Annotated in this window: 19 protein-coding genes; 11 read left to right on the forward strand and 8 right to left on the reverse strand. The window is 66.8% G+C overall.

The features are described 5' to 3' along the window. Positions 1–61: 61 nt before the first annotated feature. The 3 genes from rraA to ABRP34_RS12920 all read left to right on the forward strand — a co-directional run bounded on the left by rraA (position 62) and on the right by ABRP34_RS12920 (position 4,096). Positions 62–589 carry a ribonuclease E activity regulator RraA gene (gene rraA, locus ABRP34_RS12910; RefSeq protein WP_353710479.1) on the forward strand — a complete coding sequence of 176 codons (528 nt, stop codon included), beginning with the start codon at positions 62–64 and terminating at the stop codon, positions 587–589. A 119-nt stretch (positions 590–708) separates the two neighbouring features. Further along, positions 709–2,361 (forward strand): MDR family MFS transporter, encoded by a 1,653-nt coding sequence (locus ABRP34_RS12915; RefSeq protein ID WP_353710480.1) that lies wholly within the window; start codon positions 709–711, stop codon positions 2,359–2,361. A 298-nt stretch (positions 2,362–2,659) separates the two neighbouring features. Beyond that, a complete protein-coding gene (locus tag ABRP34_RS12920; RefSeq protein ID WP_353710481.1) occupies positions 2,660–4,096 on the forward strand; it encodes a sugar porter family MFS transporter in 1,437 nt (478 codons plus the stop codon). 116 nt (positions 4,097–4,212) lie between these two features. On the opposite strand, the gene ABRP34_RS12925 is transcribed toward ABRP34_RS12920, so the two are convergent. The 3 genes from ABRP34_RS12925 to ABRP34_RS12935 all read right to left on the reverse strand — a co-directional run bounded on the left by ABRP34_RS12925 (position 4,213) and on the right by ABRP34_RS12935 (position 7,051). Then, a complete protein-coding gene (locus ABRP34_RS12925) occupies positions 4,213–5,439 on the reverse strand; it encodes an MFS transporter (RefSeq protein WP_353710482.1) in 1,227 nt (408 codons plus the stop codon). Between the two features lie 43 nt (positions 5,440–5,482). Further along, positions 5,483–5,926: a MarR family transcriptional regulator gene (locus ABRP34_RS12930; RefSeq protein ID WP_003805701.1), complete on the reverse strand. Its 444-nt coding sequence runs from the start codon at positions 5,924–5,926 to the stop codon at positions 5,483–5,485. Positions 5,927–6,001: 75 nt separating this feature from the next. Continuing rightward, positions 6,002–7,051, reverse strand: a complete 1,050-nt coding sequence (locus ABRP34_RS12935; protein ID WP_353710483.1) for a LacI family DNA-binding transcriptional regulator — start codon at positions 7,049–7,051, stop codon at positions 6,002–6,004. 208 nt (positions 7,052–7,259) lie between these two features. Between ABRP34_RS12935 and ABRP34_RS12940 the strand changes: the two genes are divergently transcribed. From ABRP34_RS12940 to ABRP34_RS12955, 4 genes are all read left to right on the forward strand, one after another. Beyond that, positions 7,260–8,582, forward strand: coding sequence for an extracellular solute-binding protein (locus ABRP34_RS12940; RefSeq protein ID WP_353710484.1), 1,323 nt, complete (start codon positions 7,260–7,262; stop codon positions 8,580–8,582). Between the two features lie 61 nt (positions 8,583–8,643). Beyond that, positions 8,644–9,573 (forward strand): sugar ABC transporter permease, encoded by a 930-nt coding sequence (locus ABRP34_RS12945; RefSeq protein WP_353710485.1) that lies wholly within the window; start codon positions 8,644–8,646, stop codon positions 9,571–9,573. Then, on the forward strand, positions 9,570–10,400 hold the full coding sequence (locus tag ABRP34_RS12950; RefSeq protein ID WP_003805695.1) for a carbohydrate ABC transporter permease: 831 nt from the start codon (positions 9,570–9,572) through the stop codon (positions 10,398–10,400). The genes ABRP34_RS12945 and ABRP34_RS12950 overlap by 4 nt, the downstream gene beginning before the upstream one ends. 80 nt (positions 10,401–10,480) lie before the next feature. After that, complete coding sequence (locus ABRP34_RS12955) at positions 10,481–13,063, forward strand: glycoside hydrolase family 78 protein (RefSeq protein WP_353710486.1); 2,583 nt, start codon at positions 10,481–10,483, stop codon at positions 13,061–13,063. A gap of 9 nt (positions 13,064–13,072) precedes the next feature. Here the strand turns inward: ABRP34_RS12955 and ABRP34_RS12960 are convergent, their stop codons facing one another. Further along, on the reverse strand, positions 13,073–13,453 hold the full coding sequence (locus ABRP34_RS12960; protein ID WP_353710487.1) for a helix-turn-helix domain-containing protein: 381 nt from the start codon (positions 13,451–13,453) through the stop codon (positions 13,073–13,075). Between the two features lie 97 nt (positions 13,454–13,550). Here ABRP34_RS12960 and ABRP34_RS12965 point away from each other — a divergent pair, with 97 nt between their 5' ends. Next, complete coding sequence (locus ABRP34_RS12965; RefSeq protein ID WP_353710488.1) at positions 13,551–14,423, forward strand: SDR family oxidoreductase; 873 nt, start codon at positions 13,551–13,553, stop codon at positions 14,421–14,423. A 411-nt stretch (positions 14,424–14,834) separates the two neighbouring features. Here ABRP34_RS12965 and ABRP34_RS12970 read toward each other — a convergent pair whose 3' ends face one another. From ABRP34_RS12970 to ABRP34_RS12980, 3 genes are read right to left on the reverse strand one after another with little or no spacing between them, the layout of a single operon-like run. After that, the gene (locus ABRP34_RS12970; RefSeq protein ID WP_003805688.1) at positions 14,835–15,998 is read right to left on the reverse strand and encodes a mannitol-1-phosphate 5-dehydrogenase; all 1,164 of its coding nucleotides are present in this window, start codon (positions 15,996–15,998) and stop codon (positions 14,835–14,837) included. After that, complete coding sequence (locus tag ABRP34_RS12975; RefSeq protein WP_353710489.1) at positions 15,998–18,016, reverse strand: PTS mannitol transporter subunit IICBA; 2,019 nt, start codon at positions 18,014–18,016, stop codon at positions 15,998–16,000. Before ABRP34_RS12975 ends, ABRP34_RS12970 begins: the two co-directional genes overlap by 1 nt. A gap of 53 nt (positions 18,017–18,069) precedes the next feature. Then, positions 18,070–18,798 carry a TetR/AcrR family transcriptional regulator gene (locus ABRP34_RS12980; protein WP_353710490.1) on the reverse strand — a complete coding sequence of 243 codons (729 nt, stop codon included), beginning with the start codon at positions 18,796–18,798 and terminating at the stop codon, positions 18,070–18,072. A gap of 164 nt (positions 18,799–18,962) precedes the next feature. On the opposite strand from ABRP34_RS12980, the gene ptsP reads away from it, so the two are divergent. Further along, on the forward strand, positions 18,963–20,648 hold the full coding sequence (gene ptsP, locus ABRP34_RS12985; RefSeq protein WP_353710491.1) for a phosphoenolpyruvate--protein phosphotransferase: 1,686 nt from the start codon (positions 18,963–18,965) through the stop codon (positions 20,646–20,648). A gap of 122 nt (positions 20,649–20,770) precedes the next feature. Here the strand turns inward: ptsP and ABRP34_RS12990 are convergent, their stop codons facing one another. Next, on the reverse strand, positions 20,771–21,637 hold the full coding sequence (locus tag ABRP34_RS12990; protein WP_353710492.1) for an alpha/beta hydrolase: 867 nt from the start codon (positions 21,635–21,637) through the stop codon (positions 20,771–20,773). Between the two features lie 48 nt (positions 21,638–21,685). Here ABRP34_RS12990 and ABRP34_RS12995 point away from each other — a divergent pair, with 48 nt between their 5' ends. Continuing rightward, positions 21,686–22,120: a helix-turn-helix domain-containing protein gene (locus tag ABRP34_RS12995; protein ID WP_353710493.1), complete on the forward strand. Its 435-nt coding sequence runs from the start codon at positions 21,686–21,688 to the stop codon at positions 22,118–22,120. A 133-nt stretch (positions 22,121–22,253) separates the two neighbouring features. Continuing rightward, positions 22,254–23,030, forward strand: coding sequence for an FCD domain-containing protein (locus ABRP34_RS13000; protein WP_353710494.1), 777 nt, complete (start codon positions 22,254–22,256; stop codon positions 23,028–23,030). Position 23,031 lies beyond the last annotated feature (1 nt).

Below are 23,031 nucleotides of genomic sequence, written 5' to 3' on the forward strand. Positions count from 1 at the left end.
AGACTATCGTGAGCAGCACGGCCCGCACGCGGGTTGTCCACACGCATTTCGAGGAGGACCAATGACCGATTCCCCGGCAAGCACGCCAGAAACCCCGGACGCCTCTCCCGCGGCCGCCAGCCGCAGCGTCAACACCGCAGACCTCTACGATGAGCGCGGCGACGAACTGGACTCCATCTCCCTGCAGTTCCAGTCCCTGGGCGGCCGCACGCATTTCAGCGGCCCTGTCCGGACCGTGCGCTGCCTGGAGGACAACGCCCTGGTCAAATCGATCCTTGCCACCCCCGGCAACGGAGCCGTGCTCGTCGTCGACGGCGCCGGTTCCCTGCGGACCGCCCTGATGGGGGACATGATCGCGGCGAGCGCCGTGGCAAACGGCTGGGCCGGCGTCGTAATTAACGGTGCCATCCGCGACCGCGGGGCCATCGCGGAACTGCCGCTCGGCGTCAAGGCACTCGGCAGCAACCCGCGCAAGAGCGCCAAGGCCGGCGCGGGGGAAACAGAAGTGGACCTGCTGATCGACGGCGTGACCATCCGCGCCGGGGCCACGATCTGGTGCGATCCCGACGGCATCCTCGTCGAACGCTGAACCTCGGCCGTCGCACCCCAAAAAAAATTCGTTGCTCCGGGGAACAAAGCAGGAAGTAACATAGTTACTGAAAGCAACTATCAAATGCGATCCCCCTTTCTCTTGACCCTGGAGCACCCATGTCCAAAACCACCGCCGGACCCGCGCCCGGAGAGGCCCTGACGCAGCGGCAGACCATCACCGTCATGGTGGGGCTGATGCTCGGCATGTTCCTTTCCTCGCTGGACCAGACCATCGTGTCCACGTCCATCTACACCATCGCCAACGACCTGGACGGGCTCTCACTCCAGGCGTGGGCGACCACCGCGTACCTCATCACGTCCACGGTCACCACGCCGCTGTACGGCAAGCTCAGCGACATCTTCGGCCGACGCCCGCTCTACCTCGCAGCGATCATCATCTTCCTGGCCGGCTCGCTGTATGCGGGATCGGTGCACTCGATGACCGAACTGGCCATCGCCCGCGGCATCCAGGGCATGGGCGCCGGCGGCCTGCTGGCACTGGCGCTGACCATCATCGGCGACATCGTCCCGCTCAAGGACCGGGCCAAGTTCCAGGGCTACTTCATGTCCGTGTTCGGCATCTCCTCGGTCCTCGGCCCGGTGGTGGGCGGCGCCTTTGCCGGTTCGGAGAGCATCCTCGGCTTCGACGGGTGGCGCTGGGTCTTCTTCATCAACCTGCCCATCGGCCTGGCCGCGCTGGCCGTGGTGTTCCTCTACCTCCACCTGCCCGCCAAACATGTCAAGCAGCGGATCGACTACTGGGGCGCCGCTGCCATTACCCTGGCGATCGTGCCGCTGCTGCTCGTCGCCGAACAGGGCCGCAGCTGGGGCTGGACCTCGGTCAGCTCCTTCATCTGCTACGGCCTGGGCATCGTCGGCGTCGTCGCGTTCCTGCTGGCCGAACGGCGTGCCGGGGACTACGCCCTGATCCCGCTGCGTCTCTTCCGGAATGTCACGTTCGGGCTGTCCTCGCTGCTGAACTTCATCATCGGCATCGGCATGTTTGGTGCCATCGCCATGCTGCCCATGTACCTGCAGCTGGTCAAGGGCCTGACGCCCACCGAAGCCGGACTGATGATGATCACCTTCACGATCGGCATCCTGACCGGCTCCATCACCGCCGGACGGACCATCTCGTCATCGGGCACCTTCCGGATTTTCCCGATCCTCGGCACCGCCATCCTGACCACAGCCGCCGTCGTCATGGGGCTGTCGCTTGGCGCTGACACCGAACTCTGGGTCCCGGGGCTGATTGCGGTCTTCTTCGGGCTGGGCCTGGGCTTCTGCATGCAGCCGCTCACCCTCGCGATGCAGGTCTCGGTGCCCGCGAAGGACATGGGCGTGGGCACCTCCACCGCCGCGTTCTTCCGCTCCATGGGCGGCGCGGTGGGCACAGCCGTGTTCATTTCCATGCTGTTCAGCATGGCCGCGGACAAGATCGCCAACGGCATGAAGGACGCCATGCAGAACGCCGACTACGTGAAGGTCCTCCAGGACCCCGCCGTCGCCGCCGACCCCGCCAACGCCAAGCTCTACGACTTCTTCAAGAACGGCGCCAGCAACGACTCCCTCAACGACACCAGCTGGCTGCACACCGCGAACCCGGTGCTCACCCGGCCCATCACGGAGGGCTTTGCCCAGTCGATCGACGCGGTCATGCTCACCGCCGCCGTCCTTACCGGCATCGCCTTCCTCATCAGCTTCGCACTGCCGAAGAAGAAACTGACGGACCCCAAGGCCGTGGCCAAGGAATCCGTTTCGGCGCACTAGCCACACCTGCATGTCACGGCGGGCAGCCTTTCGGGCTGCCCGCCGTTTCGTTTCCGCGGAATTCCGGGACGCACCGGCGCCTCGGCAAGCAAAAGCCTGCGCTGCGTGACGGCCCGGAGCCAGGCCGGGAGATGGACGACGGCGGGACCGGCCGCCGTCGTCGTCCTCCGTCCCGGAGTGGATCAGCAGGCGGTGACGTGGCACACTGTTAGGCGCGTGTGCGCCGGCCGACAGGGCCGGTTTCCGCAGCCGACGACGTTTGCACCGCATCCACCCACCCCCGAACCAAGGGAGAACCATGTCCACCGACAAGCAGACAACCGCCAAGATCCCCAAGCGGGTGATCTGGCTGGCGCTTGCCGGCGCCGTGGGCGGCTTCCTTTTCGGCTTCGACTCCTCCGTGGTCAACGGCGCCGTGGACGCCATGAAGGACGAATTCGCGCTCAGTGAGGCCGTCACCGGTTTCGCCGTGGCAGTGGCATTGCTCGGCTGCGCGGCCGGCGCGTACTTGGCCGGAAAGGTCGCGGACCGCTACGGCCGCATCCCCGCGATGAAGCTTGGGGCACTGCTGTTCCTCATCAGCGCCATCGGCACCGGCTTCTGCTTCAGCGTCTGGGACCTCATCTTCTGGCGCCTGGTGGGCGGTCTCGGCATCGGCCTGGCCTCCGTCATTGCCCCCGCGTACATCTCCGAAATCTCGCCCCGGCACGTCCGCGGCCGGCTCGCATCGCTGCAGCAGCTGGCCATCACCACGGGCATCTTCGCCGCCCTGCTGTCCGACGCCCTGTTCGCGACCTCCGCCGGCGGCGCGCACCAGGCATTCTGGCTGGGCATCGAGGCCTGGCGCTGGATGTTCCTGGCCGCCGCTGTTCCGGCCGTGCTCTACGGCGTCATCGCGTTTACCCTGCCCGAGTCCCCGCGCTTCCTGGTGGTCCAGGGCAAGGAGGACCTGGCACGGAAGGTCTTCGACTCCATCGCCCCGGATGAGGACACCGACCGCCACCTGCGCGAAATCCGGGAGGCCATCGAGGAGGACCAGCTGGCCGGCAGGAAGGGCTCCCTGCGCGGCAAGGCCTTCGGACTGCAGGCCGTGGTCTGGATCGGCATCACCCTATCCGTCCTGCAGCAGTTCGTGGGCATCAACGTGATCTTCTATTACTCCACCACGCTCTGGAAGGCCGTAGGTTTCCAGGAGAAGGATTCCCTGACCATCTCGGTGGCCACGTCCATCACCAACATCCTGGTCACGCTCGTGGCCATCGCCCTCGTGGACAGGATCGGCCGCCGCCCCATCCTTCTGGCCGGCTCCATCGGCATGGCCGTTTCCCTCGGCGCCATGGCCCTGGCCTTCGCCTCTGCCAAGGGCACCGGCTCCGACATCACGCTCCCCGGCGCCTGGGGCCCCGTAGCCCTGGTGGCCGCGAACGTGTTCGTGATCAGCTTCGGCGCATCTTGGGGACCGCTGGTGTGGGTGCTGCTGGGCGAGATCTTCCCGGCCCGGATCCGTGCCCGCGCCCTGGGCCTGGCAGCGGCCGCCCAGTGGATCGCCAACTTTGCCATCACGCTGAGCTTCCCCGTGATGGCCGCAGGCTCGCTGCCGCTGACGTACGCCATGTACGCACTCTTCGCGGCAGCCTCGTTCTTCTTCGTCATGTACAAGGTGCCGGAGACGAACGGCATGTCGCTGGAACAGGCTGAGACCCTGTTTGTTCCGAAGGGGTCCGTCAAGGTCTGACCGGCTCTTGGCTCCTCCGGCATGAAACGGAAGACGCCCATGCTCCCTGCGGACTATGTCCCGGGAGTGTGGGCGTCTTTGTTTTGTGCGTGCCTTCGGGCTGAGGGGCTCGCGGCTCAGACCACGTGCGGTTCGTGGGCCGCGAGGTAGCGCCGCCCGCCGGCCACGACGGCCATGGCGACAATCATGGCTACGGCGCCGGCGAAGAACGGCACCTGCGGCCCGAAGTGCTCGCCCAGTTGCGCCGCGGCAAAGGGCGCCAGGGCGCCGCCCATCCAGCGGACGAAGTTGTACCCCGCCGAGGCCACCGGGCGCGGCGAGTCCGAGACGCCCATGGCCAGTTCGGTGTAGATGGTGTTGTTGATGCCCAGCAGCGCGCCGGAGGCCACCACCAGCGCCACAACGGCCGGCACGGAGTGGCCCGCAGCCAGGCCAAGGCCTGCCAAGTCCAGCATCAGCAGGCCAAGGGTGCCCAGGAGCACCTTCGTGGCGCCGAAACGGTTCTGCAGCGCCGGAGCCACGAAGACCGAAAAGACGGCGACGGCGACGCCCCAGCCGAAGAACACCCCGCCGATGCCGTAGGCATCCATGCCCAGGATGAACGGGGTGAAGGCGAGCACGGTGAAAAAGCCGTAGTTGTAGAACAGCCCGCTGGCCGCCGTCGTCCTTAATCCCTTGTTGCCCAGGGCCCGCAGCGGATCGGCCAGGCTCACCTTGCGTTCAGGCAGCGGGGTCTTCGGAAGCAGCGCGGTCAGCGCGATGAACGCCGCAGCCATCAGCGCGGCCGTGCCGAAGAACGGGGCGCGCCACTGCCATCCCCCGAGGAGGGCGCCGAGGAGCGGGCCCAGCGAAATGCCCAGGCCCAGCGCGGCCTCATACAGGATGATCGCCGTCCCGGCGCCGCCGCTGGCCACGCCCACAATGACGGCGAGCGCGGTGGCCACGAAGAGTGCGTTGCCGAGTCCCCATCCCGCGCGGAATCCGACCAGTTCCCCCACACTGCCGGAGAGGCCGGACAGCGAGGAGAACACCACGATCACGGCCAGCCCTGCCAGCAGGGTCCGTTTGCCGCCGATGCGCGAGGAGATGAAACCGGTGACGAGCATGGCCACCGCCGTGATCAGGAAATAGCTGGTGAAGAGCAGAGAGACCTGGCTGGGGCTGGCGTCCAGGTTCTTGGCGATGGCCGGCAGGATGGGATCCACCAGGCCGATGCCCATGAACGCGAACACGGCCGCGAGCGCGGTGGCCCACACCGCCTTGGGCTGCTTGAGGAATGAGGCTTTCTCAGCCCCGAGGGAGGTTTGTGGTGCCGGCAGGGTGTCTGCGAGCTGGCCGTCCATGGAGGGAACTCCTAAGTGTCGCTGTGTCAGTTTGAGTCGCTTGTCAGTTCTGGATGGTGCTGTTGATCTTTTCGATGACCGGGAGGGCGGCGGCAAGGGCACGCCGGTCGTCATCGGTGAGGGATTCGAGAATGCCGGCCATCACGGCGTTCCGGCGCCGGTTGGCGGATTCGATGGCGTCGCGGCCTTCCGGGGTCAGCACAACGCGCACCGCGCGGGAGTCGTCCGGGTCCGCTTCCCGGCGGGCCAGTCCTGCCCGCTCGAGCTTGATGATCTGCTCCGTGGCACTGGGCACCCTGACGCCCAGGTTCTTGGCGATCTCCCCCACCCGGACGCCGTCGTCGAGCAGCATTTTGAGCGTGCTCAGCTGGGCGGTGCTCAATTCACCGTCCGCGTCGAGGCGGCGGACCAGGTACACGCTGTGCCGCAGGGCCTCCCGGAAGTCTTGAGCAAGCTCCTGCAAGGCCGGGGCATTCTGGGATTTCATATTTAGGTATCCTAATAGTTAGGTAACCTAATATCAAGGCCTCGGGGAAAGGCCGGCGAGGAGGACTGCCGGTGTTTAGCTGCGGCCGGCCGGGGCGATGGCAGCCGGGGCTTGGCCCGTGGTCCGCCGGACGACGAGGCTCGGCGCCACGACGGTCGAAACCGCTTCGCGCCGGCCCTGGATGCGCTCCACCAGCAGTTTGGCCGCCAGCGATCCCATCTCGACGCCGGACTGGTCCACGCTGGTGAGCGCCACCTGAGGCAGGGACGCAGCGAAGACGTTGTCATAGCCCACCACGGAGAACTCCTCGGGCACCCTGATGCCGGCCTCATGAAGCGCCGTGAGGGCGCCCAGGGCCGCCATGTCAGTGCCGGCATGCACGGCCGTCGGCGGGAGCGGCCGCTCGAGCATCAGTTCCATGGCGCGCTGGCCGCCGGCCTGGTGCCACCGGCCTTCGATGAGGTCGATTTCGCTTTCCAGCCCGTTCCGGACCATCGCCTCAACATACCCCCGGGCGCGTACCACCTGGGGCATGCCATCCTCATTGCGCTCCCGGCCGACGTGCTTCAGGTGCGCTATGCGGCGGTGGCCGAGCGCCGCGAGGTGATCCACGATCAGGCCACTGCCAGCCACGTCATCACTGGCCACGGTGTCATAGGACTTGCTTGGACCGTGCCGGCCCAGGACAACGGTGGGCGTGCTCCGGCCTATTTCCTCGAGATCCTCCGCCGTACCGAAGGGCGCGATCAGCAGGAGTCCATCCATCTTCCGGTCGAGCATCGCCTCAATCATCTGCTGCTGCTGGCTAAGCCCGCGGCTCGCCTCGCCAATGAACACCTGGTACCCGCTGACCTCAGCCTCGGCCCGGATGCCTTCGATGAGCACCGACATGAAGGTGTTCTGCAGGTCCACAACGAAGACACCAAGGGTAAAACTGCTGCCGCGCATGCCGCGCGCCAAAGCGGACGGGCGGTAGCCCAAGGCGGCCATGGAGGCTTCAACCCGGGCTTTCATGGCTTCACTGACGCCGTAAGCCCCGCGCAGCACTTTCGAGACCGCAGCCTTTGAGACCCCGGCGTGCAGGGCAACGTCGCCGATGGTCGCCCGCTTGACCTGCTCGGACATCGCTCCCCTTCCGGCGCCTGGCCGTCATCCTTAGCAAAATTGTAGACTGATCTACACAATCCCTTGAAACCTTCTGTGACATGACTTACAGTGGAAAAACGTAGACCGATCTACACAAATACACACCCCCATGGCGGAACGCATTCCAAGACAGCTTGAAACGTTCCATAAACGGATTCAGGGCCAGGGGCTTTACGAGGAGGTAAAGATGACCACATCGAGAAGGCGGCCTTGGGGTTCCCTGACCGTTGGCGTGACGGTGCTGGCGGTGGCTCTGACGGGTTGCGCGGGTGGAAGCGGCGGAAGCGCCGGCGGCGGGGAGTCCAAGACCATCACGTGGCTGGTGGACAACACCGAAAACACTGTCACCTACGCGGAGCAAATCGCCAAGGATTTCAACGCTGCCAACCCGAACATCACAGTCGAGGTCGAGACCCGCCCCCAGGGCGGGGAAGGCGACAACATCGTCAAGACGCGGCTGTCCACCGGCGACATGGCCGATCTGTTCTCCTACAATTCCGGTTCCCTGTTCCATCAGATCAGCCCGGAACAGAACCTGGTGCCCGTGACCAGCGAGCCGTACATGGCCAACGTCTCCGAGTCGTTCAAGCCCGTGGTGACGGCCGGCAAGGAGGTCTACGGTGTGCCGGTGGGCACCGGCAACGCCGGCGCCGTGCTCTACAACAAGAAGGTCTACGAAAAGCTTGGCCTGTCAGTGCCCAAGACGTGGTCCGAGTTCATGGCCAACAGCCGGAAGATCAAGGGCGCCGGCATCGCTCCGATCATCCAGACGTACCAGACCACCTGGACGTCCCAGCTGTTCGTGCTGGGCGACTTCGCCAATGTGGCTGCCGCCAGCCCAGGATTTGCCGCCGACTACACGGCCAACAAGGCCAAGTACGCCACCGATTCCGCAGCCATCAAGGGCTTTGAACACCAGGAAGAGGCCGCGAAGGCCGGACTCTTCAACGAGGACTTCGCGTCCGCCACGTACGCCCAGGGCCTGGAGAAGCTGGCCAACGGCGAGGGTGCGCAGTACCCGATCCTGAGCTTCGCCCTGCCGGAGATCAAGGTGACGTTCCCGGACAAGCTCAACGACATCGGCCTCTTCCCGCTTCCCGGGGAGGACGCGTCAAAGAACGCCCTCACTGTCTGGCTTCCGGGCGGGGTGTACATCCCCAAGTCCACCAAGAACCTTGAGGAGGCCAAGAAGTTCCAGGCCTTCATCGCCAGCAAGGCCGGCTGCGACTCGCAGACCAAGGCCGTCGGGGCCAACGGCCCCTACCTCGTCAAAGGCTGCGACCTGCCGGCGGACGTGCCCACGGCAGTGAAGGACATGCTCCCCTACTTCGAGGACGAGTCCAGGAACAGCCCCGCCCTGGAGTACCTCTCCCCGGTCAAGGGCCCGGCCCTTGAGCAGATCACGGTCGAGGTGGGCTCGGGCATCCGCTCCGCCAAGGACGCCGCCGCCCTCTACGACGAGGACGTCAAGAAGCAGGCCAAGCAGCTCAACCTGCCCGGCTGGAACTAACCCACACCCCACTCCGCCGTCCGGGCCGCGCACCGGCCCGGACGGCACCGACGGAGACACCATGACACTCAAGACAGCAGCCCCTGCCCCTGCCGCCGTCGCGCGGCGAGCAGAGCACCAGGCCCGCCGCCGCAAAGGCAAATCACCGTACCCGTACTGGTTCTACCTGCCGGCCGCGGTGGTCTACACCGCCCTGTTCCTGGTCCCGACCTTCGCGTCCTTCTTCTTCAGCTTTACCCGCTGGACCCTCACCGACTTCACCTTCATCGGACTGGACAACTTCGTGCAGTTCTTCCAGGAGCCGGCGCTCCTTAAGGGCCTGACCAACACGTTCATCTACGGTGCGGTGACCTCCACCCTCAAGGTGGTCCTGGGCATGCTCCTGGCCGTGCTGCTGACCTCCCGGATCATCGCCCGCGGCTACCTCAGGTCGGTCATCTTCTTCCCCGTCCTGCTGAGCAGCATCGGCGTCGGCATTGTCTTCACGGTGCTGATGGACCCGTCCAAGGGCATGATCAACGAGGCCCTGGCCGTTGTCGGGATCGAGGGGCCGGCCTGGCTGGTCGATCCGGCCTGGGCCCTGCTGTCCGTCGCCATGGTTGATGTGTGGAAGGGCGTGGGCCTGGCCACCGTCATCTACATCGCCGGCATCGTCTCCATTCCGCAGGAATACTTCGAAGCCGCCAAAATGGACGGCGCCAGCTCCGTCAAGTGCTTCTTCAACATCACGCTTCCCCTGGCCCGCCCGGCCACAGCCACCGTGATCATCCTGTCTCTGATCGGGGGGCTCCGGTCCTTCGACCTCATCTGGGCCATGACCAAGGGCGGACCGGGCTTCACCTCCGACGTGATCGCCTCGGTCATCTTCAAGCAGTACCAGGCCGGCTTCTACGGCCTCTCCACAGCAGGCAACGTCGTGCTGTTCCTGATCGTCACCGCGATCATCCTGCCACTGTCCATGTTCCTGAACCGCAAGGAGGTCGAACAGTGACCACCGCACTCAAACGCTACGGCCTGGGCGTCCTGGCCATCGCCGTCACCGTCGTCCTCTTCATCGTCCCGCTCGCGTTCATGGCACTCACGGCCGTGAAGGACCGCCGGGAGGCGGCCAAGCTGGACTTCGCCTGGCCCACCACCTTCAACTTCATCGAAAACTTCCAGGACGTCCTGTCCGCCCGCAAGTTCATGCTCGTGACCGCTTTCATCAACAGCACCATCCTTACGGTGGCCAGCGTCACCATCCTGGTGATCCTCGCCGCCATGGTCGCCTGGATCCTGCAGCGCCGCCGCTCACGCTGGAACGGCGTCGCGAACTTCCTCATCCTCTCCGGCCTGATCATCCCGCCGGCCGTGGTCCCCACCATCTGGGTGCTGCAGAGCATGGGGCTGTTCAAGACCCTCCCCGGCCTGATCCTGATCGAAGTCGCCTTCGGCCTCTCCTTCTGCGTGATGCTGTTCCGCGCCTTCATCGCCAGCATCCCCAAGGAACTGGACGAAGCCGCGGTCATCGACGGCTGCGGCCCGGTCCGACTCTTCTTCCGGGTCATCTTCCCGCTGCTGCGCTCGGTCATCGTCACCGTCATCGTGGTCCAGTCCGTCCACATCTTCAATGACTTCCAGAACCCGCTGTACTTCCTCCCCGGCGATGCCAACGCGACCGTCCAGCTGACCCTCTTCAATTTCCAGAGCCAGTTCGCCACCAGTTACAACCTGCTCTTCATGAACATCCTGCTCATCACCATCCCCCCGTTCATCATGTACCTGTTCTTCAACCGCCAGATCGTTGCGGGCATGACCGCCGGTGCCGTCAAAGGCTAGCCCCGCGGCCAAGAGCCAGGTCCGGCCAGGCCAGCACCGGAACAAACAACCAGCATTCGCCACCACAGGAGAACATCCGCATGTCCACCACCGTCCGCCCGGTGACCTTCGAACACCTTCCAACAGCCCTCGGGATCGGCACGGGCACCCCTCGCGTTTCGTGGAAAACGAGCGCGGCGCCCGGCTGGACCCAGGCCGCGTACCAGCTCGCGGTCACCACTGCCGAGGGCAGCTGGATGAGCGAACGGCTCGCCTCTGCGGAGTCGGTGCTGCTTCCCTGGCCTGCAGCTCCGCTGGGATCCGGCGAGCGCGCCGAGGTGAGCGTGCGCGTCTGGGGCGAGGACGACGGCGAACCCAGTGACTGGAGCCCGGCCTCCGCCGTCGAGCCCGGACTGCTGGATCCCCAGGACTGGACTGCCAAGCCGGTGGCCCCGGCCTGGCCTGAGGACCCGGATTCGGACCGCCGGCCGCCGCTGCTGCGCAGGTCCTTCGCGCTGCACCGTCCGGTGGTTTCCGCGCGGCTCTACGCCACTGCCCACGGACTGTACGAAATGGAGATCAACGGCGCGCGGGTTGGCACGGACGCCTTCTCACCGGGCTGGACCGTCTACGGGCAGCGGCTGCGCTACTACACCTACGATGTGACGGACCACCTCCGCCAGGGCGACAATGCCCTGGGTGCATGGCTCGCCGACGGCTGGTACCGGGGCCGGATCGGCTTCAACGGCGGTTACCGCAATCTGTACGGGGACAAAGTAGCCGTCCTTGCCCAGCTTCATGTGACGCACGACGACGGCACCACCACCGTGCTGGGCACGGACACTGAGTGGAAGGCCTCCTTTGGCCCCATCCGGTTCACCGGCCTGTACGAGGGCGAAACGTACGATGCCCGCGAGCTGCCGGAAGGATGGAGCCGCCCGGGGTTTGACGACGCGCACTGGCACCCCGTCGTCGTCGTTCCCCGCGATCCCGCGACGCTCGTGGCCCCGGAGGGGCCCCCGGTCCGGTGCACCGGCGAAATCCGGCCGGTGAGCGTCACCGAATCCCCGTCGGGGAACCTGGTGCTGGACTTCGGCCAGAACCTGGTGGGCCGGCTCCGCATCACCGTGCGCGGCGAGGCCGGCGCAACAGTGACGCTGCGGCACGCCGAGGTCCTCCAGGACGGCGAGATCTACACCCGCCCGCTGCGCCTTGCCGACGCCACCGACCGGTACACCTTGGCCGGTGCGGAGGAAGAGACCTGGGAGCCGCGATTCACCCTGCACGGTTTCCGCTACGCCGAGGTCAGCGGCTGGACCGGCGGGAACGCGGCGGAGAACATCGTGGCCAGGGTGTATCACACGGACATGGAGCGGACCGGCTGGTTTGAGAGCTCCGACCCGGAGCTGAACCGGCTCCACGAAAACGTGCTGTGGAGCATGAAGGGCAACTTCGTGGACATCCCCACCGACTGCCCGCAGCGGGACGAACGGCTGGGATGGACCGGCGACATCCAGGTCTTCACGCCCACCGCGGCCTTCCTCTATGACTGCAGCGGCATGCTGTCCTCCTGGCTGAAGGACGTGGCGGCCGAGCAGCTGCCCGACGGCACCGTCCCCTGGTACGTTCCCGTAATTCCGGGCGGCAATTACTGGACCCCAATCCGCCCTGGCGCGGTGTGGGGGGACGTCGCCGTCCTCACTCCCTGGAGCCTGTACGAGCGGTTCAACGACCCGAAAATCCTCGCCGACCAGTACCCGAGCGCCAAGGCATGGGTGGACCTCCTTGACAGCCTGGCCGGGGACAAGCATCTGTGGAACACCAGCTTCCAGCTCGGCGACTGGCTGGACCCGAGCGCCCCGCCGGAGGATCCCACCCAGGCGATGACGGATCCGCACATCGTGGCCACGGCATACTTCGCGTGGTCGGCCCTGCACCTTGCCAAGGCTGCCGGGGTCCTGGGCAAGGCCGACGACGAACTGCGCTACCTTGAGCTTTCGCGTGCCGTGGCCGAGGCCTTCGCCAACGAGTACATCGGCTCCGACGGCCGGATGGCGAGGGACGCCCAGACGGCCTACGCCCTGGCCATCGTCTTCGGGCTGTTTCCCGACGACGAGCTGCAGCGGGCGGCCGGGCAGCGGCTGGCCGGCCTGGTCCGGGCGGCAGGCAACCGCATCGCCACCGGGTTTGCCGGCACACCCGTGATCACCGACGCGCTCACGATCTCCGGAGGGCTGGACGCCGCCTACGACCTGCTGCTGGAGAAGGAATGCCCGTCCTGGCTGTATGCCGTAAGCCAGGGCGGCACCACCATCTGGGAGCGGTGGGATTCCATGCTCCCGGACGGCACCGTCAACCCCGGCGAGATGACCTCCTTCAACCACTACGCGCTGGGTGCCGTGGCGGACTGGATGCACCGCACGGTGGCAGGCCTCGCACCGCTGGAGCCCGGCTACCGCCGGATCCTGTTCCGCCCACAGCCGGGAGGAGGGCTGACGTCAGCTGCCGCGAGCCACGAAACGCCCTATGGCCGGGCGTCGATTGAATGGCAAAGCAACGACGGCGGCTACAGCGTGACGGTCGAAGTCCCCACCGGTGCCACAGCACGCGTTGAGCTGCCGGGCCATGAACCGCACGACGTCGGATCCGGCACCTTTGAATACACCGTGGCCCGCACCGCCTAGGGATGCGGCCTAGCTCGCCGGGCGGCTCACGATCGCCTCGGCGTGCTCGGCCACCCAGGCGACCAGGGGCAGCAGCAGGGCGCTCAGTTCCTCCCCGCGGCCGGTCAGGCTGTAGTCCACGCGTGGCGGAATGACCGGCTGGGCGTCGCGGCTGACAAACCCGTCGGCTTCGAGGGTCTTCAGTGTCTGGGCGAGCATCTTCTCGCTGATGCCTTCGGCACGGCGGCGGAGTTCGCTCCAGCGCTGGGGCCCCTCGGACAGCGCAACGAGGAGCAGCACGCCCCACTTGCTGGTGACGTGGTCCAGCACGGTCCGGCTGGGGCAACCCGCGGGAAAAATCCCATCGGCGAAGGGAAACGCGGGGACCTTGGCTGAGGTACTTACCGTCATGACAGTACCTTACCTGAAAGTGCGTACTCTCTTTTGGGAAGTAATCGGGACGGGGCCGGGTTGACACCATTGACAGTCACCTCAGAAAGGACCATCAATGACCATCGCCATCACCGGAGCCACCGGCCAGCTCGGCCGCCTTGTCGTCGAAGCACTGCTCGACAGCGGCCTGCCCGCCGATCAGATTGTGGCCGCCGGCCGGACCGTGGACAGGATCGCTGACCTCGGCCAGCGCGGCGTCCAGGTCCGCACCATCGACTACAGCCAGCCCGAGTCACTGCGGCAGGCGTTCGCCGGGGCCGACAAGGTCCTGCTGGTTTCAGGCAGCGAGGTGGGCCAGCGCGTCGAGCAGCACCGGAATGCGATCGAAGCGGCCCGCGACGCCGGCGTCGGCCTGATTGCCTACACCAGCGTGGCAAACGCGGACACCACCGCCATGCAGCTGGCTGCCGAGCACATCGCCACTGAAGAGATCCTCCGGGACTCCGGCGTCCCGTTCGTCCTGCTCCGCAACGGCTGGTACCTGGAGAACTACACCGGCCAGCTCCCGGTTCAGGTCCAGCACGGCGCTGTTTTCGGCAGTGCCGGTGAGGGCCGGGTAAGTGCCGCCGCCCGGGCCGACTACGCCGCGGCGGCGGCGGCCGTGCTGCTCCGTGATGACCAGGGCGGCAAGGTCTACGAACTGGGCGGCGACGACGCCTTCACCCTCAGTGAGCTGGCCGGGGAAGTCAGCGCGGCGTCCGGAATGCCCGTGACTTATACAGATCTTCCGGCGGAGAGATACACCCAGGTCCTGGTGGAAGCCGGGCTGCCGGAACCCTACGCGGCAATCCTGGCGGACAGCGACCTCGGCATAGCGCGCGGCGATCTCCTGGTCACCAGTGGGGACCTCAGTGCCCTGCTCGGCCGCCCCACCACGCCGCTGCGCGAGGCGGTCCAAGCTGCCGCCGCGAGCCTCCAGGCGAGCTAGCCACTAACCCCCGCCCCCGCCAACCAACCCTTCCTCACGTCCTGCAGGTTTCCGGGCAACCCTCCCTCACCTCCTGCAGGTTTCTGGGCAACCCTCCCTCACCTCCTGCAGGTCTTCCTCAAACCCTTCCGCACTTGGCACGGGGAGGCTCTGGCATGACCCGGCTTCAACAAGTGCGGAAGCGTTGCACCGAAGGCGACAGGACCTGAGGACGCGTCGGGAAAAAGACGACAAGACCTGAGGACGCGTCTGAGTGGCCCCGTTAAATGGGCGACGCCGGAACTCGGTTGAGTTCCGGCGTCGTGCGTTGCGCTGTATTCAGTTCCGCTGTTTCCGGCTCCGCGGTGCAGACGTTCCGTCAGGCCGCGGTCCCTCCCGCAGCAGGGCAGCAGGGCCGCGGCTGTGGGTTGGCTAGGCCGGGGCGGCGACGTCCTCCGCCTTGCGCTCCTCGACGAGGCCGCAAACCGCGGCGAAGAGCGGGTGGTCCTGCGCCAGTCCGGTAATTCGCTCCGTGGCGGCGGCGGGCTCGGAGTCCGCCAGGATCTGGCCCAGCTCCACGGCCTCGGCGTCGGCGGGGTCGTTGAACCGCAGGGCTGCCGCGATCGCCCCGAGCAGCGCCTCGGGGACAATCCCGCGTTCGGCCAGTTCCGCTGCCGGGCCGATGAAGCGCTCATGCCGGCTGAGCTTGCGCAGCGGCGCGCGACCCACGCGGTGCACGGTATCCGGCAGGTGCGGGTTGGTGAAGCGCGCCAGGATCTTCTGGACGTAGGCCTCCTGCTCGTCGTAGCTGAAGCCGTGCTTGGACACGAGCAGCTGCTTGGTCTCGTCGAGCACGGCCCGCACGTCGGCGGCAACGTCCTCGTCAGCCATGGCATCCGAGATCTTCTCCAGCCCGGCTTCGAAGCCGAAATACGCCGCGGACGCGTGCCCCGTGTTCACCGTGAACAGCTTGCGCTCGATGTAGGGGCCGAGCTCGTCCACGAAGGTGGCGCCCGGAATCACCGGGGCGGCACCGCCGAACGGCGTGCGGTCGATAACCCACTCATAGAACGTCTCCACCGTCACGTCCAGGCCCTGACCCGGTTCCTGGTTGGGCACGATGCGGTCCACGGCCGTGTTCGCGAACACGGCCGCATCCGCCAGCGACCCGGCGGCCTCGTCCCAGGACGAGACGATCGACTCGCGCAGGATGTCCGTGGCGTTGATGGCGTTCTCGCAGGCCATCACCTGCAGCGGCGGCAGCCCCGCTGCCCGGGAGGCAATTCCCTTGGCAATCGCGGGGGCCACGAACTTCAGGATGTGCGGACCCACCGCGGTGGTGACGATGTCCGCCGTCGCGATTTCCTCGATCAGCTGCGCCTCCTGGGTGCCGGAGTTCACCGCCCGAAAGTTGTCCACCGTGCGCACAGCAGGGTTCTCTCCCACCTCGTGCACGCTATAGCTGTCCGCCGCGGCGAGCTGGGCAATCAGGGTGTCCGCGACGTCGGCGAACACCACCTCATACCCGGCCTCGTGCAGCAGCAGGCCGACGAACCCCCGGCCGATGTTCCCGGCCCCAAAATGTACAGCCTTCACTATGCGTTGACCTTTCCGAACAGTTCCAGGACTTCGTCCACGGATGTCGCCGCCTCAAGCTGCGCCACCTGCGCCTTGTTCGTGAAGACCTTGGCGATCGAGGACAGGATGTGCAGGTGCTCGTTGTTGACGCCGGCCACACCCACCACGAACTTGACCTGCTTGCCGTTCCAGTCGATACCGTCGGGGTAGCGGACCACGGAGACGGCCGACTTCCTGATGTGGTCCTTCGCGGCGTTGGTGCCGTGCGGGATGGCCAGGAAGCTGCCCATGTACGTGGAGACGGACTCCTCGCGTTCATGCATGGCGAGGATGTAGTCGTTGTCGACTGCCCCGCGCGCCAGCAGCAGCTGGCCCGCCTCGTCGATGGCGGCATCCCGGGTGGCCGCGGAGCCGTTCAGGACCACGCTCTCCGGCACCAGGATGTCCGACGGCGCTGCGGCGGCTTCGGGGGCAGCGGCGGTTCCGGAGGTGGTGGCGGCAGCCGGCGCTGCCGCTGTTGCAGCCCCGGCGGCGGGCGCCGCCGTTCCTTCGGCGTTGCTGCGCTGGACCATTTCCACGATCTCGTCGTAGCGCGGGCTGTTCATGAAGTTGTCCACGGAGACGTGCACGGCGCTGGCCGTTGACGGCTTGGCCCGTTCAGTGAGGTCCTGGTGGGTGACCACCACGTCATAGGTGTCGCTGAGGTTGGCGATGGATGCGTTGGTGACCTTGACGTCCGGGAAGCCCGCCGCCTTGATCTTGTTGCGCAGCACCGAGGCGCCCATGGCGCTGGAGCCCATGCCGGCGTCGCACGCGAACACGATGTTGCTGATGGGGCCGGTCAGAACGCCCACGCCGCCACCTGCGCCTGCGCCGGTGAGGGTGGAGGCGACGGAGCTCTTCTTGCCCTTCATGGCTTCCATCTTCGACGTGGCCGCGTTGAGGTCGCCTTCGTCGCTGTGGTGCGTGGTGCGCAGGATCAGCGAGGCGACGAGGAAGGACACCGTCGCAGCAAGGAGGACGGACAGAATCACACCGAAGTAGCTGTCCCGGGAGGTCTGGGCGATCACCGCGATGATGGACCCTGGGGCCGCCGGCGCAACAAGCCCGGAGTTGGTGATGGCCAGGGTGGCGATGCCCGTCATGCCGCCGGCGATCGTGGCGAGGATGAGCATCGGGCGCATCAGGACGTAGGGGAAGTAGATTTCGTGGATGCCGCCGAAGAAGTGGATGAGGGCGGCGCCGGGGGCTGAGGCCTTGGCCGCGCCGCGCCCGAAGAACATGTAGGCGAGCAGAAGCCCGAGCCCCGGGCCCGGGTTGGCCTCGAGCAGGAACAGGATGGACTTGCCCTGTTCCAGCGACTGCTGGATGCCCAGCGGCGTCAGTACGCCGTGGTTGATGGCGTTGTTGAGGAAAAGTACCTTGGCCGGTTCGATGAAGATGCTGGTCAGGGGCAGCAGTCCGTTGTTCACCAGGAACTGGACCACGTTGCCGGCAGCCGTGCTGAAGGCCGTCACGAGCGGGGAAATGCCGTAGAAGCCGAGCATCGCCAGCAGGGCACCCCAGATGCCGGCGGAGAAGTTGTTGACCAGCATCTCGAAGCCGGGCCGGATCTTGCCGTCCCAGATCGAGTCGAGCTTCTTCATGGTCCAGCCGCCCAGCGGGCCCATGATCATGGCGCCGATGAACATCGGGATACCGGCACCGACGATCACGCCCATGGTGCCGATGGCGCCCACGACGCCGCCGCGGACGTCATAAACCATCCGGCCGCCGGTGTAGGCAATCAGCAGGGGCAGCAGATAGGTGATCATGGGACCTACGAGGCCCGTGTTCGGGGCACCCGCGGCGTTGGTGCCAAAGCCGCCAAGCTGCGGTACGGGGATCCAGCCCTTTTCGATGAAGAGCGCGGTGATGATGCCCCAGGCGATGAACGCCCCGATGTTGGGCATGATCATGCCGGACAGGAATGTCCCGAACTTCTGGACGTGCACCCGCGCACTGGTTTTGGGTTTTGCAACTGTCTCTGTTGCCATGTGATTTCCTAACGTGGTCCCTGCTGCACCGCAGGATGGTCCGATAGTTTCGTCTAGCCGGTGGAACTGGTGGAGATCCGGTGGAGCCATTCGAGGAAGAGCTTGAGTTCCGAACTGGTGAGCTGGTCCGAGTGCGATGCCTGCAACGCCGCGTTCAGCGCGATGGCAGCCACGACTACCGATGACTTCCCGGAGTCCTCGGCTGCTGCATCCGGCCCTTGGTCCCTGGACACGGCAAAAATCATGGCGTCCCGGGTCATGGTGGAGAGCTCAAGGTTCCGCTCCGCAACCGGTTCCGCGATCAGCATGAGCGTGACGCCCACGTTGGCAGCCAGAATGCTCCGGGCTGCTTCCCGTGGCTGGACGCTCAGCTGCCCCGCCGCAGCGGCTTTGTTCAGCATTTCCTCCAGGAGGCCCTCCGCATCGGCAACGACGGCGGGGCGGCTCTCGGGGCGGATGTTACCGAACATGACCAGATAAAGCTCCGGCTGTTTTAGCCCGAACTGCACGTGGTTGTCCCACATCCGCCGGATGTCCACCAGCGGCTGGCCGGACGGGGCGAAGTCGCGTTCGCCCGCCACATATTCTTCGAAGCCCGCGGCGACAACTGCGTCAAACAGGCCCTCCTTGTCACCGAAGTGGTGATAGAGGGTGGGCGCTGTAACGCCCGCCAGCTGCGTGATCTGGCGGGTGGAAACAGCTGCCCCCGCGGATTTGGCCAGCAATTCGGCTGCCGCACGCAACAGCCTCATCTTGGGCGGAAGCTGGCCATCGAAACTCATAACCGCTACCCTAGCAGCTATAGCAACGCTATATGAACTGAATCACATACAATTTTTTTCAGGCACCGCAACCGCATCATCGGACGTAGCTGTTCCGACCTTCCGGGCTTCCGCCCGGGCAGATACCGGCGGGCCTGGCTACCGGCAGAGAACGAGGACCTTCAGTGCAGAACTTCCCAGGAGTAGGCGTCAGCCCCGGCCGCATCATCGGCACGATCCGCCAGATGCCCAAGCCCATCAGTGAACCTCCGGCGGGCGAGCAGCTGGCTGCGGGGACCACGCCCGAAGAGGCCACGGCTGCCCTGAAGGCTGCGGCGGGCGCCGTCCATGATGAGCTGAAGGCCCGTGCAGACCATGCCACCGGTGATGGCAAGGCCGTCCTGGAAGCCACGGCCCTGATGGCCAAGGACACCATGCTGATCAAGGGCGCCGCGAAGCTGATCGCGCGCGGTTCCTCGCCGCAGCGGGCCATCTGGGAATCCGGCTCCTCGGTTTCGGAAATGCTGCACAACCTCGGCGGCTACATGGCGGAGCGCGCCACCGACGTCCTGGACGTCCGCGCCCGCATCGTGGCCGAGCTCCGCGGCGTGCCCGCCCCGGGCATCCCGACGTCGAACGAACCGTTCATCCTGGTGGCCGAGGACCTGGCCCCGGCCGACACCGCCACCCTCGACCCCAACAAGGTCCTTGCACTCGTGACCGCCGGCGGCGGTCCGCAGTCCCACACGGCGATCATCGCCCGCTCACTCGGCCTGCCCGCCGTCGTGGCCGCCGTCGGTGTGGACGAACTCCCGGACGGCACCGAGGTTTACGTCGACGGCGCCGCCGGTTCCATCACGGCCGACCCGGACGACTCACTGCGCGCAGCCGCCGAGGCCTGGGCCGCCACGGCGTCCCTCCTGGCCGAGTTCAGCGGTACGGGTTCGACGGCGGACGGCCACCTGGTGCCCCTCCTCGCCAACGTGGGCGGGGCCAAGGATGCCCAGGCGGCGGCCAAGCTCGGCGCCCAAGGCGTGGGCCTGTTCCGCACGGAGTTCTGCTTCCTGGAGCGAGACACCGAGCCCACCGTCGAGGAACAGGCCGCCGCGTACAAGGGCGTGTTCGACGCCTTCCCCGGCAAAAAGGTGGTGCTGCGCACCCTCGATGCCGGCGCGGACAAACCGCTCCCGTTCCTCACCGACTCCACCGAACCCAACCCGGCGCTGGGTGTTCGTGGCTACCGCACCGACTTCACGACTCCCGGCGTCCTGGACCGGCAGCTGGAGGCGATCGCAAAGGCCGAAAAGGAGTCGGAGGCTGACGTTTGGGTCATGGCTCCGATGATTTCGACGGCGGAGGAGGCTGCCCGTTTCGCCACCATGTGCGCCGAGGCCGGCATCAAGACGCCGGGCGTGATGGTGGAGGTTCCGTCCGCCGCCCTCACGGCCGACACCATCCTGCGCGAGGTGGGGTTCGCCAGCCTGGGAACGAACGACCTCACCCAGTACGCCATGGCCGCCGACCGCCAGCTGGGTCCGCTCGCAGGGCTGAACACGCCGTGGCAGCCCGCGGTGCTGCGCCTCGTCGGCCTGACAGTTGAGGGCTCCAGGGCCGAGGGACACAACAAGCCGGTGGGCGTCTGCGGCGAGGCCGCTGCGGACCCGGCCCTCGCCGTCGTGCTGACCGGCCTGGGCGTCACCACCCTGTCCATGACCGCCCGGTCGCTGGCCGCTGTGGCCGCCGTGCTGAAGACCGTCACGCTGGCGGAGGCCCAGGAGCTGGCCAAGCTGGCCCTGTCCGCGCCGAGCGCCGTGGAAGCCCGGGCCTGGGTCCGGGAGAAGCTGCCCGTCCTGGAGGAGCTCGGACTGTAAGCCTGCCGGCCCGGAAGCCGACAGGAGGCACCGGCAGCTGGCAACCGTCTGAAGCAGGCAGGCGCACGGAGTTCCGGGCGCCTGCCTGGTCCTTGGGTTGGTGCCTGCCCGCTGTTCGGGTTTCAGGCGGTGGATCCGCCTGCCGCCGGAGAGCCCTCGGCTGCGGTGCCGGCCCAGCGCCGGATGAGCCGGGCAACATCCCCGGCAGCGGTCTCCTGAACAACGTGACCGTGTCCGGGCATCTCGGCAAACGCACCGTCAGGTGCCTGCGCGGACAGGTGCTCGCACCACGGCCGGCGGGCGATCGGGTCCCTTCCGCCGCGGAGCACGAGCACCGGCTGCCCTACGCCGCGAATCCGCACGTCCAGCGGGTACTGCATCATCACGGGCAGTTCGGTCAGATACCACCGCATCCCCGCCCGGAAGTAATCGGTGAAAACCACGGCGTTGGTGGATGGCGGCTCGCTGAACAGGGCATCCCGCGTCAGCGCCAGCACATGCCAGGCGGCACTCCTGCGCGCCGAATCCACCACCGGGCCCATTAGCACTGTCCGGATCACCAGCCCGGGCGCCTGGAGCGATAACTCCACCGCAAACTGTGCTCCCATGGAGTGGCCCACCGCGATGCAGGATTCGACTCCACGCTCCGCCAGGACCGCCGCGACGAAGGCCGCATATTCGCCGACGGTCACCTGACGCCCGGGCCGGGGCGTGCCCCCGAACCCCGGCAGGTCGAAGGAGTAGACGGCGGCACCCTGGTCAGCGCCCTCCGCCTGCTGGCCCTGCCCATCCGCGCCCTCCGCCTGCTGGCCCTGCCCATCCGCGCCCTGGGCAAGCTCGACGTGCAGCCGGGCGAGGTAGCGGTGCGAGACGCCAATGCCGTGGAGCAGCACATAGGCCGGCTCGCCCGCCGCCGAGGGCGCGTTGGACGAGTACACGCGGCCGGTCAGGCCGTTCGCCGTCACTGCTGCTCCGCCGGCAAGTCTCATCCGCCGAGCATACACAACGCACCGTTCCGCAACGGCTAGGCTTCTGCCATGGCTCTGATTGCACCCAGGGTGGCGCCCGCCCTTCCGCCCGAAGACGCGCTGGCGCTGCAGCGCGCGCTCGACGGCGGCACTGACATCACAGTTTTCGTGGACGGCACCGTCCACCGCCTCCCGCCGCAGGCGAGGGACACCGTCGTCGACCTCCTGGCAAGGTTCAGCCGCGGCGAAGCGGTGACCGTGAGCAGCGTGGAGGAAATGCTGACCACCTCGCAGGCTGCCGAGCTGGCCGGCATCTCCCACACCTACCTGCGGAACATGACGGACCGTGGCGAGATACCCGTGGAATACCGCGGCACGCACCGCCGCATCAGGCTGGCCGCCATCATGGGCTGGCTGGAGGGACAGAAAAAGAAGCGGGCGGCAGCCGAGGCTGCCGGGGAAGCCGCCGACGGCGGGACCTCCGCCGGCGAATCCGGACAGTAGCGCCCCGCACGGCGCGGCAGTGGCCGAAAAAAGTAAATGTGCAAAGATTGAAGGTAATCGGAAAGCGCTGACGCCCGAAGCCCGGGCATCGACGCCGGTGACATCGGAGCCACGGACTGCAGGAGGCCTGGGAATGGAAAGTGCGGCAATTTCCACTTCCGCGCTTGACCTGCTGCTGCTCCTCCGCGGAAGCGAGCCAGAGGGGCTGGGCCGGGCCGACCAGGTCTCCTACCAGATCGAAACCGCCATTCTGATGGGCATCCTCACCGAAGGTGACAGGCTGCCCACGGAATCCGTACTTGCCGGGGAACTGGGCATCTCCCCGATCACCCTCCGGCAGTCCCTGGCCGCCCTGCGGACGAAGGGCCTGATCGAAACCAGCCGGGGACGCAGCGGCGGCAGTGTGATTCGCCGGCAGATCGAATTCACGGATTCACAGTTGCAGGCCAAACTTCGGGAAACGAGCACCGAGGCCCTCAGGGACCTCGGCGACCTGGGGGCCGCCATCGCGTCAATGTCCGCGCGGCTTGCCGCCGGCCGGGCGGATCCCAAGAATGTGGAGCACCTCGAAGATCTGGCGAGGCGCCACCGGGACGCGGCCGATGACCGGGAGCGCCGCCGCATGGACAGCCGGTTCCACGTTGCCGTCAGCATCGCCGCGCAGTCCAGCAGGCTGACCTCGGCGGCCCTTCAGCTTGAAGCCGAACTCATGACCCTGTGGTGGGGGCACTCCGGCCAGGGCGGCATCGACGGCAAGTCCGTGGAGGAACACGCCGCAATCCTTGATGCCATCAGGGCGCGGGACGCTGACGTGGCCGCCAGCGCGGCAGAGCGCCACAGCCGCAACGAGACCGAATACTTGATAGAGCAGCATCTCAGATTGACGATGCGGCCCGAAGAAGGTGCGTGAC

This window comes from Arthrobacter sp. K5, assembly GCF_040448525.1.
Classification (GTDB): Bacteria; Actinomycetota; Actinomycetes; order Actinomycetales; family Micrococcaceae; genus Arthrobacter; species Arthrobacter globiformis.

What these genes read in the sequence shown, in the direction of transcription:
- ABRP34_RS12995 (WP_353710493.1), top strand. Translation starts at nt 21,686, where the DNA reads ATGGCTCTGATTGCACCCAGGGTGGCGCCCGCCCTTCCGCCCGAAGAC.
- ABRP34_RS12980 (WP_353710490.1), bottom strand. Translation starts at nt 18,798, where the DNA reads ATGAGTTTCGATGGCCAGCTTCCGCCCAAGATGAGGCTGTTGCGTGCG.
- ABRP34_RS12965 (WP_353710488.1), top strand. Translation starts at nt 13,551, where the DNA reads ATGACCATCGCCATCACCGGAGCCACCGGCCAGCTCGGCCGCCTTGTC.
- ABRP34_RS12940 (WP_353710484.1), top strand. Translation starts at nt 7,260, where the DNA reads ATGACCACATCGAGAAGGCGGCCTTGGGGTTCCCTGACCGTTGGCGTG.
- ABRP34_RS12960 (WP_353710487.1), bottom strand. Translation starts at nt 13,453, where the DNA reads ATGACGGTAAGTACCTCAGCCAAGGTCCCCGCGTTTCCCTTCGCCGAT.
- ABRP34_RS12975 (WP_353710489.1), bottom strand. Translation starts at nt 18,016, where the DNA reads ATGGCAACAGAGACAGTTGCAAAACCCAAAACCAGTGCGCGGGTGCAC.
- ABRP34_RS12955 (WP_353710486.1), top strand. Translation starts at nt 10,481, where the DNA reads ATGTCCACCACCGTCCGCCCGGTGACCTTCGAACACCTTCCAACAGCC.
- ABRP34_RS13000 (WP_353710494.1), top strand. Translation starts at nt 22,254, where the DNA reads ATGGAAAGTGCGGCAATTTCCACTTCCGCGCTTGACCTGCTGCTGCTC.
- ABRP34_RS12920 (WP_353710481.1), top strand. Translation starts at nt 2,660, where the DNA reads ATGTCCACCGACAAGCAGACAACCGCCAAGATCCCCAAGCGGGTGATC.
- ABRP34_RS12990 (WP_353710492.1), bottom strand. Translation starts at nt 21,637, where the DNA reads ATGAGACTTGCCGGCGGAGCAGCAGTGACGGCGAACGGCCTGACCGGC.
- ABRP34_RS12915 (WP_353710480.1), top strand. Translation starts at nt 709, where the DNA reads ATGTCCAAAACCACCGCCGGACCCGCGCCCGGAGAGGCCCTGACGCAG.
- ABRP34_RS12930 (WP_003805701.1), bottom strand. Translation starts at nt 5,926, where the DNA reads ATGAAATCCCAGAATGCCCCGGCCTTGCAGGAGCTTGCTCAAGACTTC.
- ABRP34_RS12925 (WP_353710482.1), bottom strand. Translation starts at nt 5,439, where the DNA reads ATGGACGGCCAGCTCGCAGACACCCTGCCGGCACCACAAACCTCCCTC.
- rraA (WP_353710479.1), top strand. Translation starts at nt 62, where the DNA reads ATGACCGATTCCCCGGCAAGCACGCCAGAAACCCCGGACGCCTCTCCC.
- ABRP34_RS12935 (WP_353710483.1), bottom strand. Translation starts at nt 7,051, where the DNA reads ATGTCCGAGCAGGTCAAGCGGGCGACCATCGGCGACGTTGCCCTGCAC.
- ABRP34_RS12945 (WP_353710485.1), top strand. Translation starts at nt 8,644, where the DNA reads ATGACACTCAAGACAGCAGCCCCTGCCCCTGCCGCCGTCGCGCGGCGA.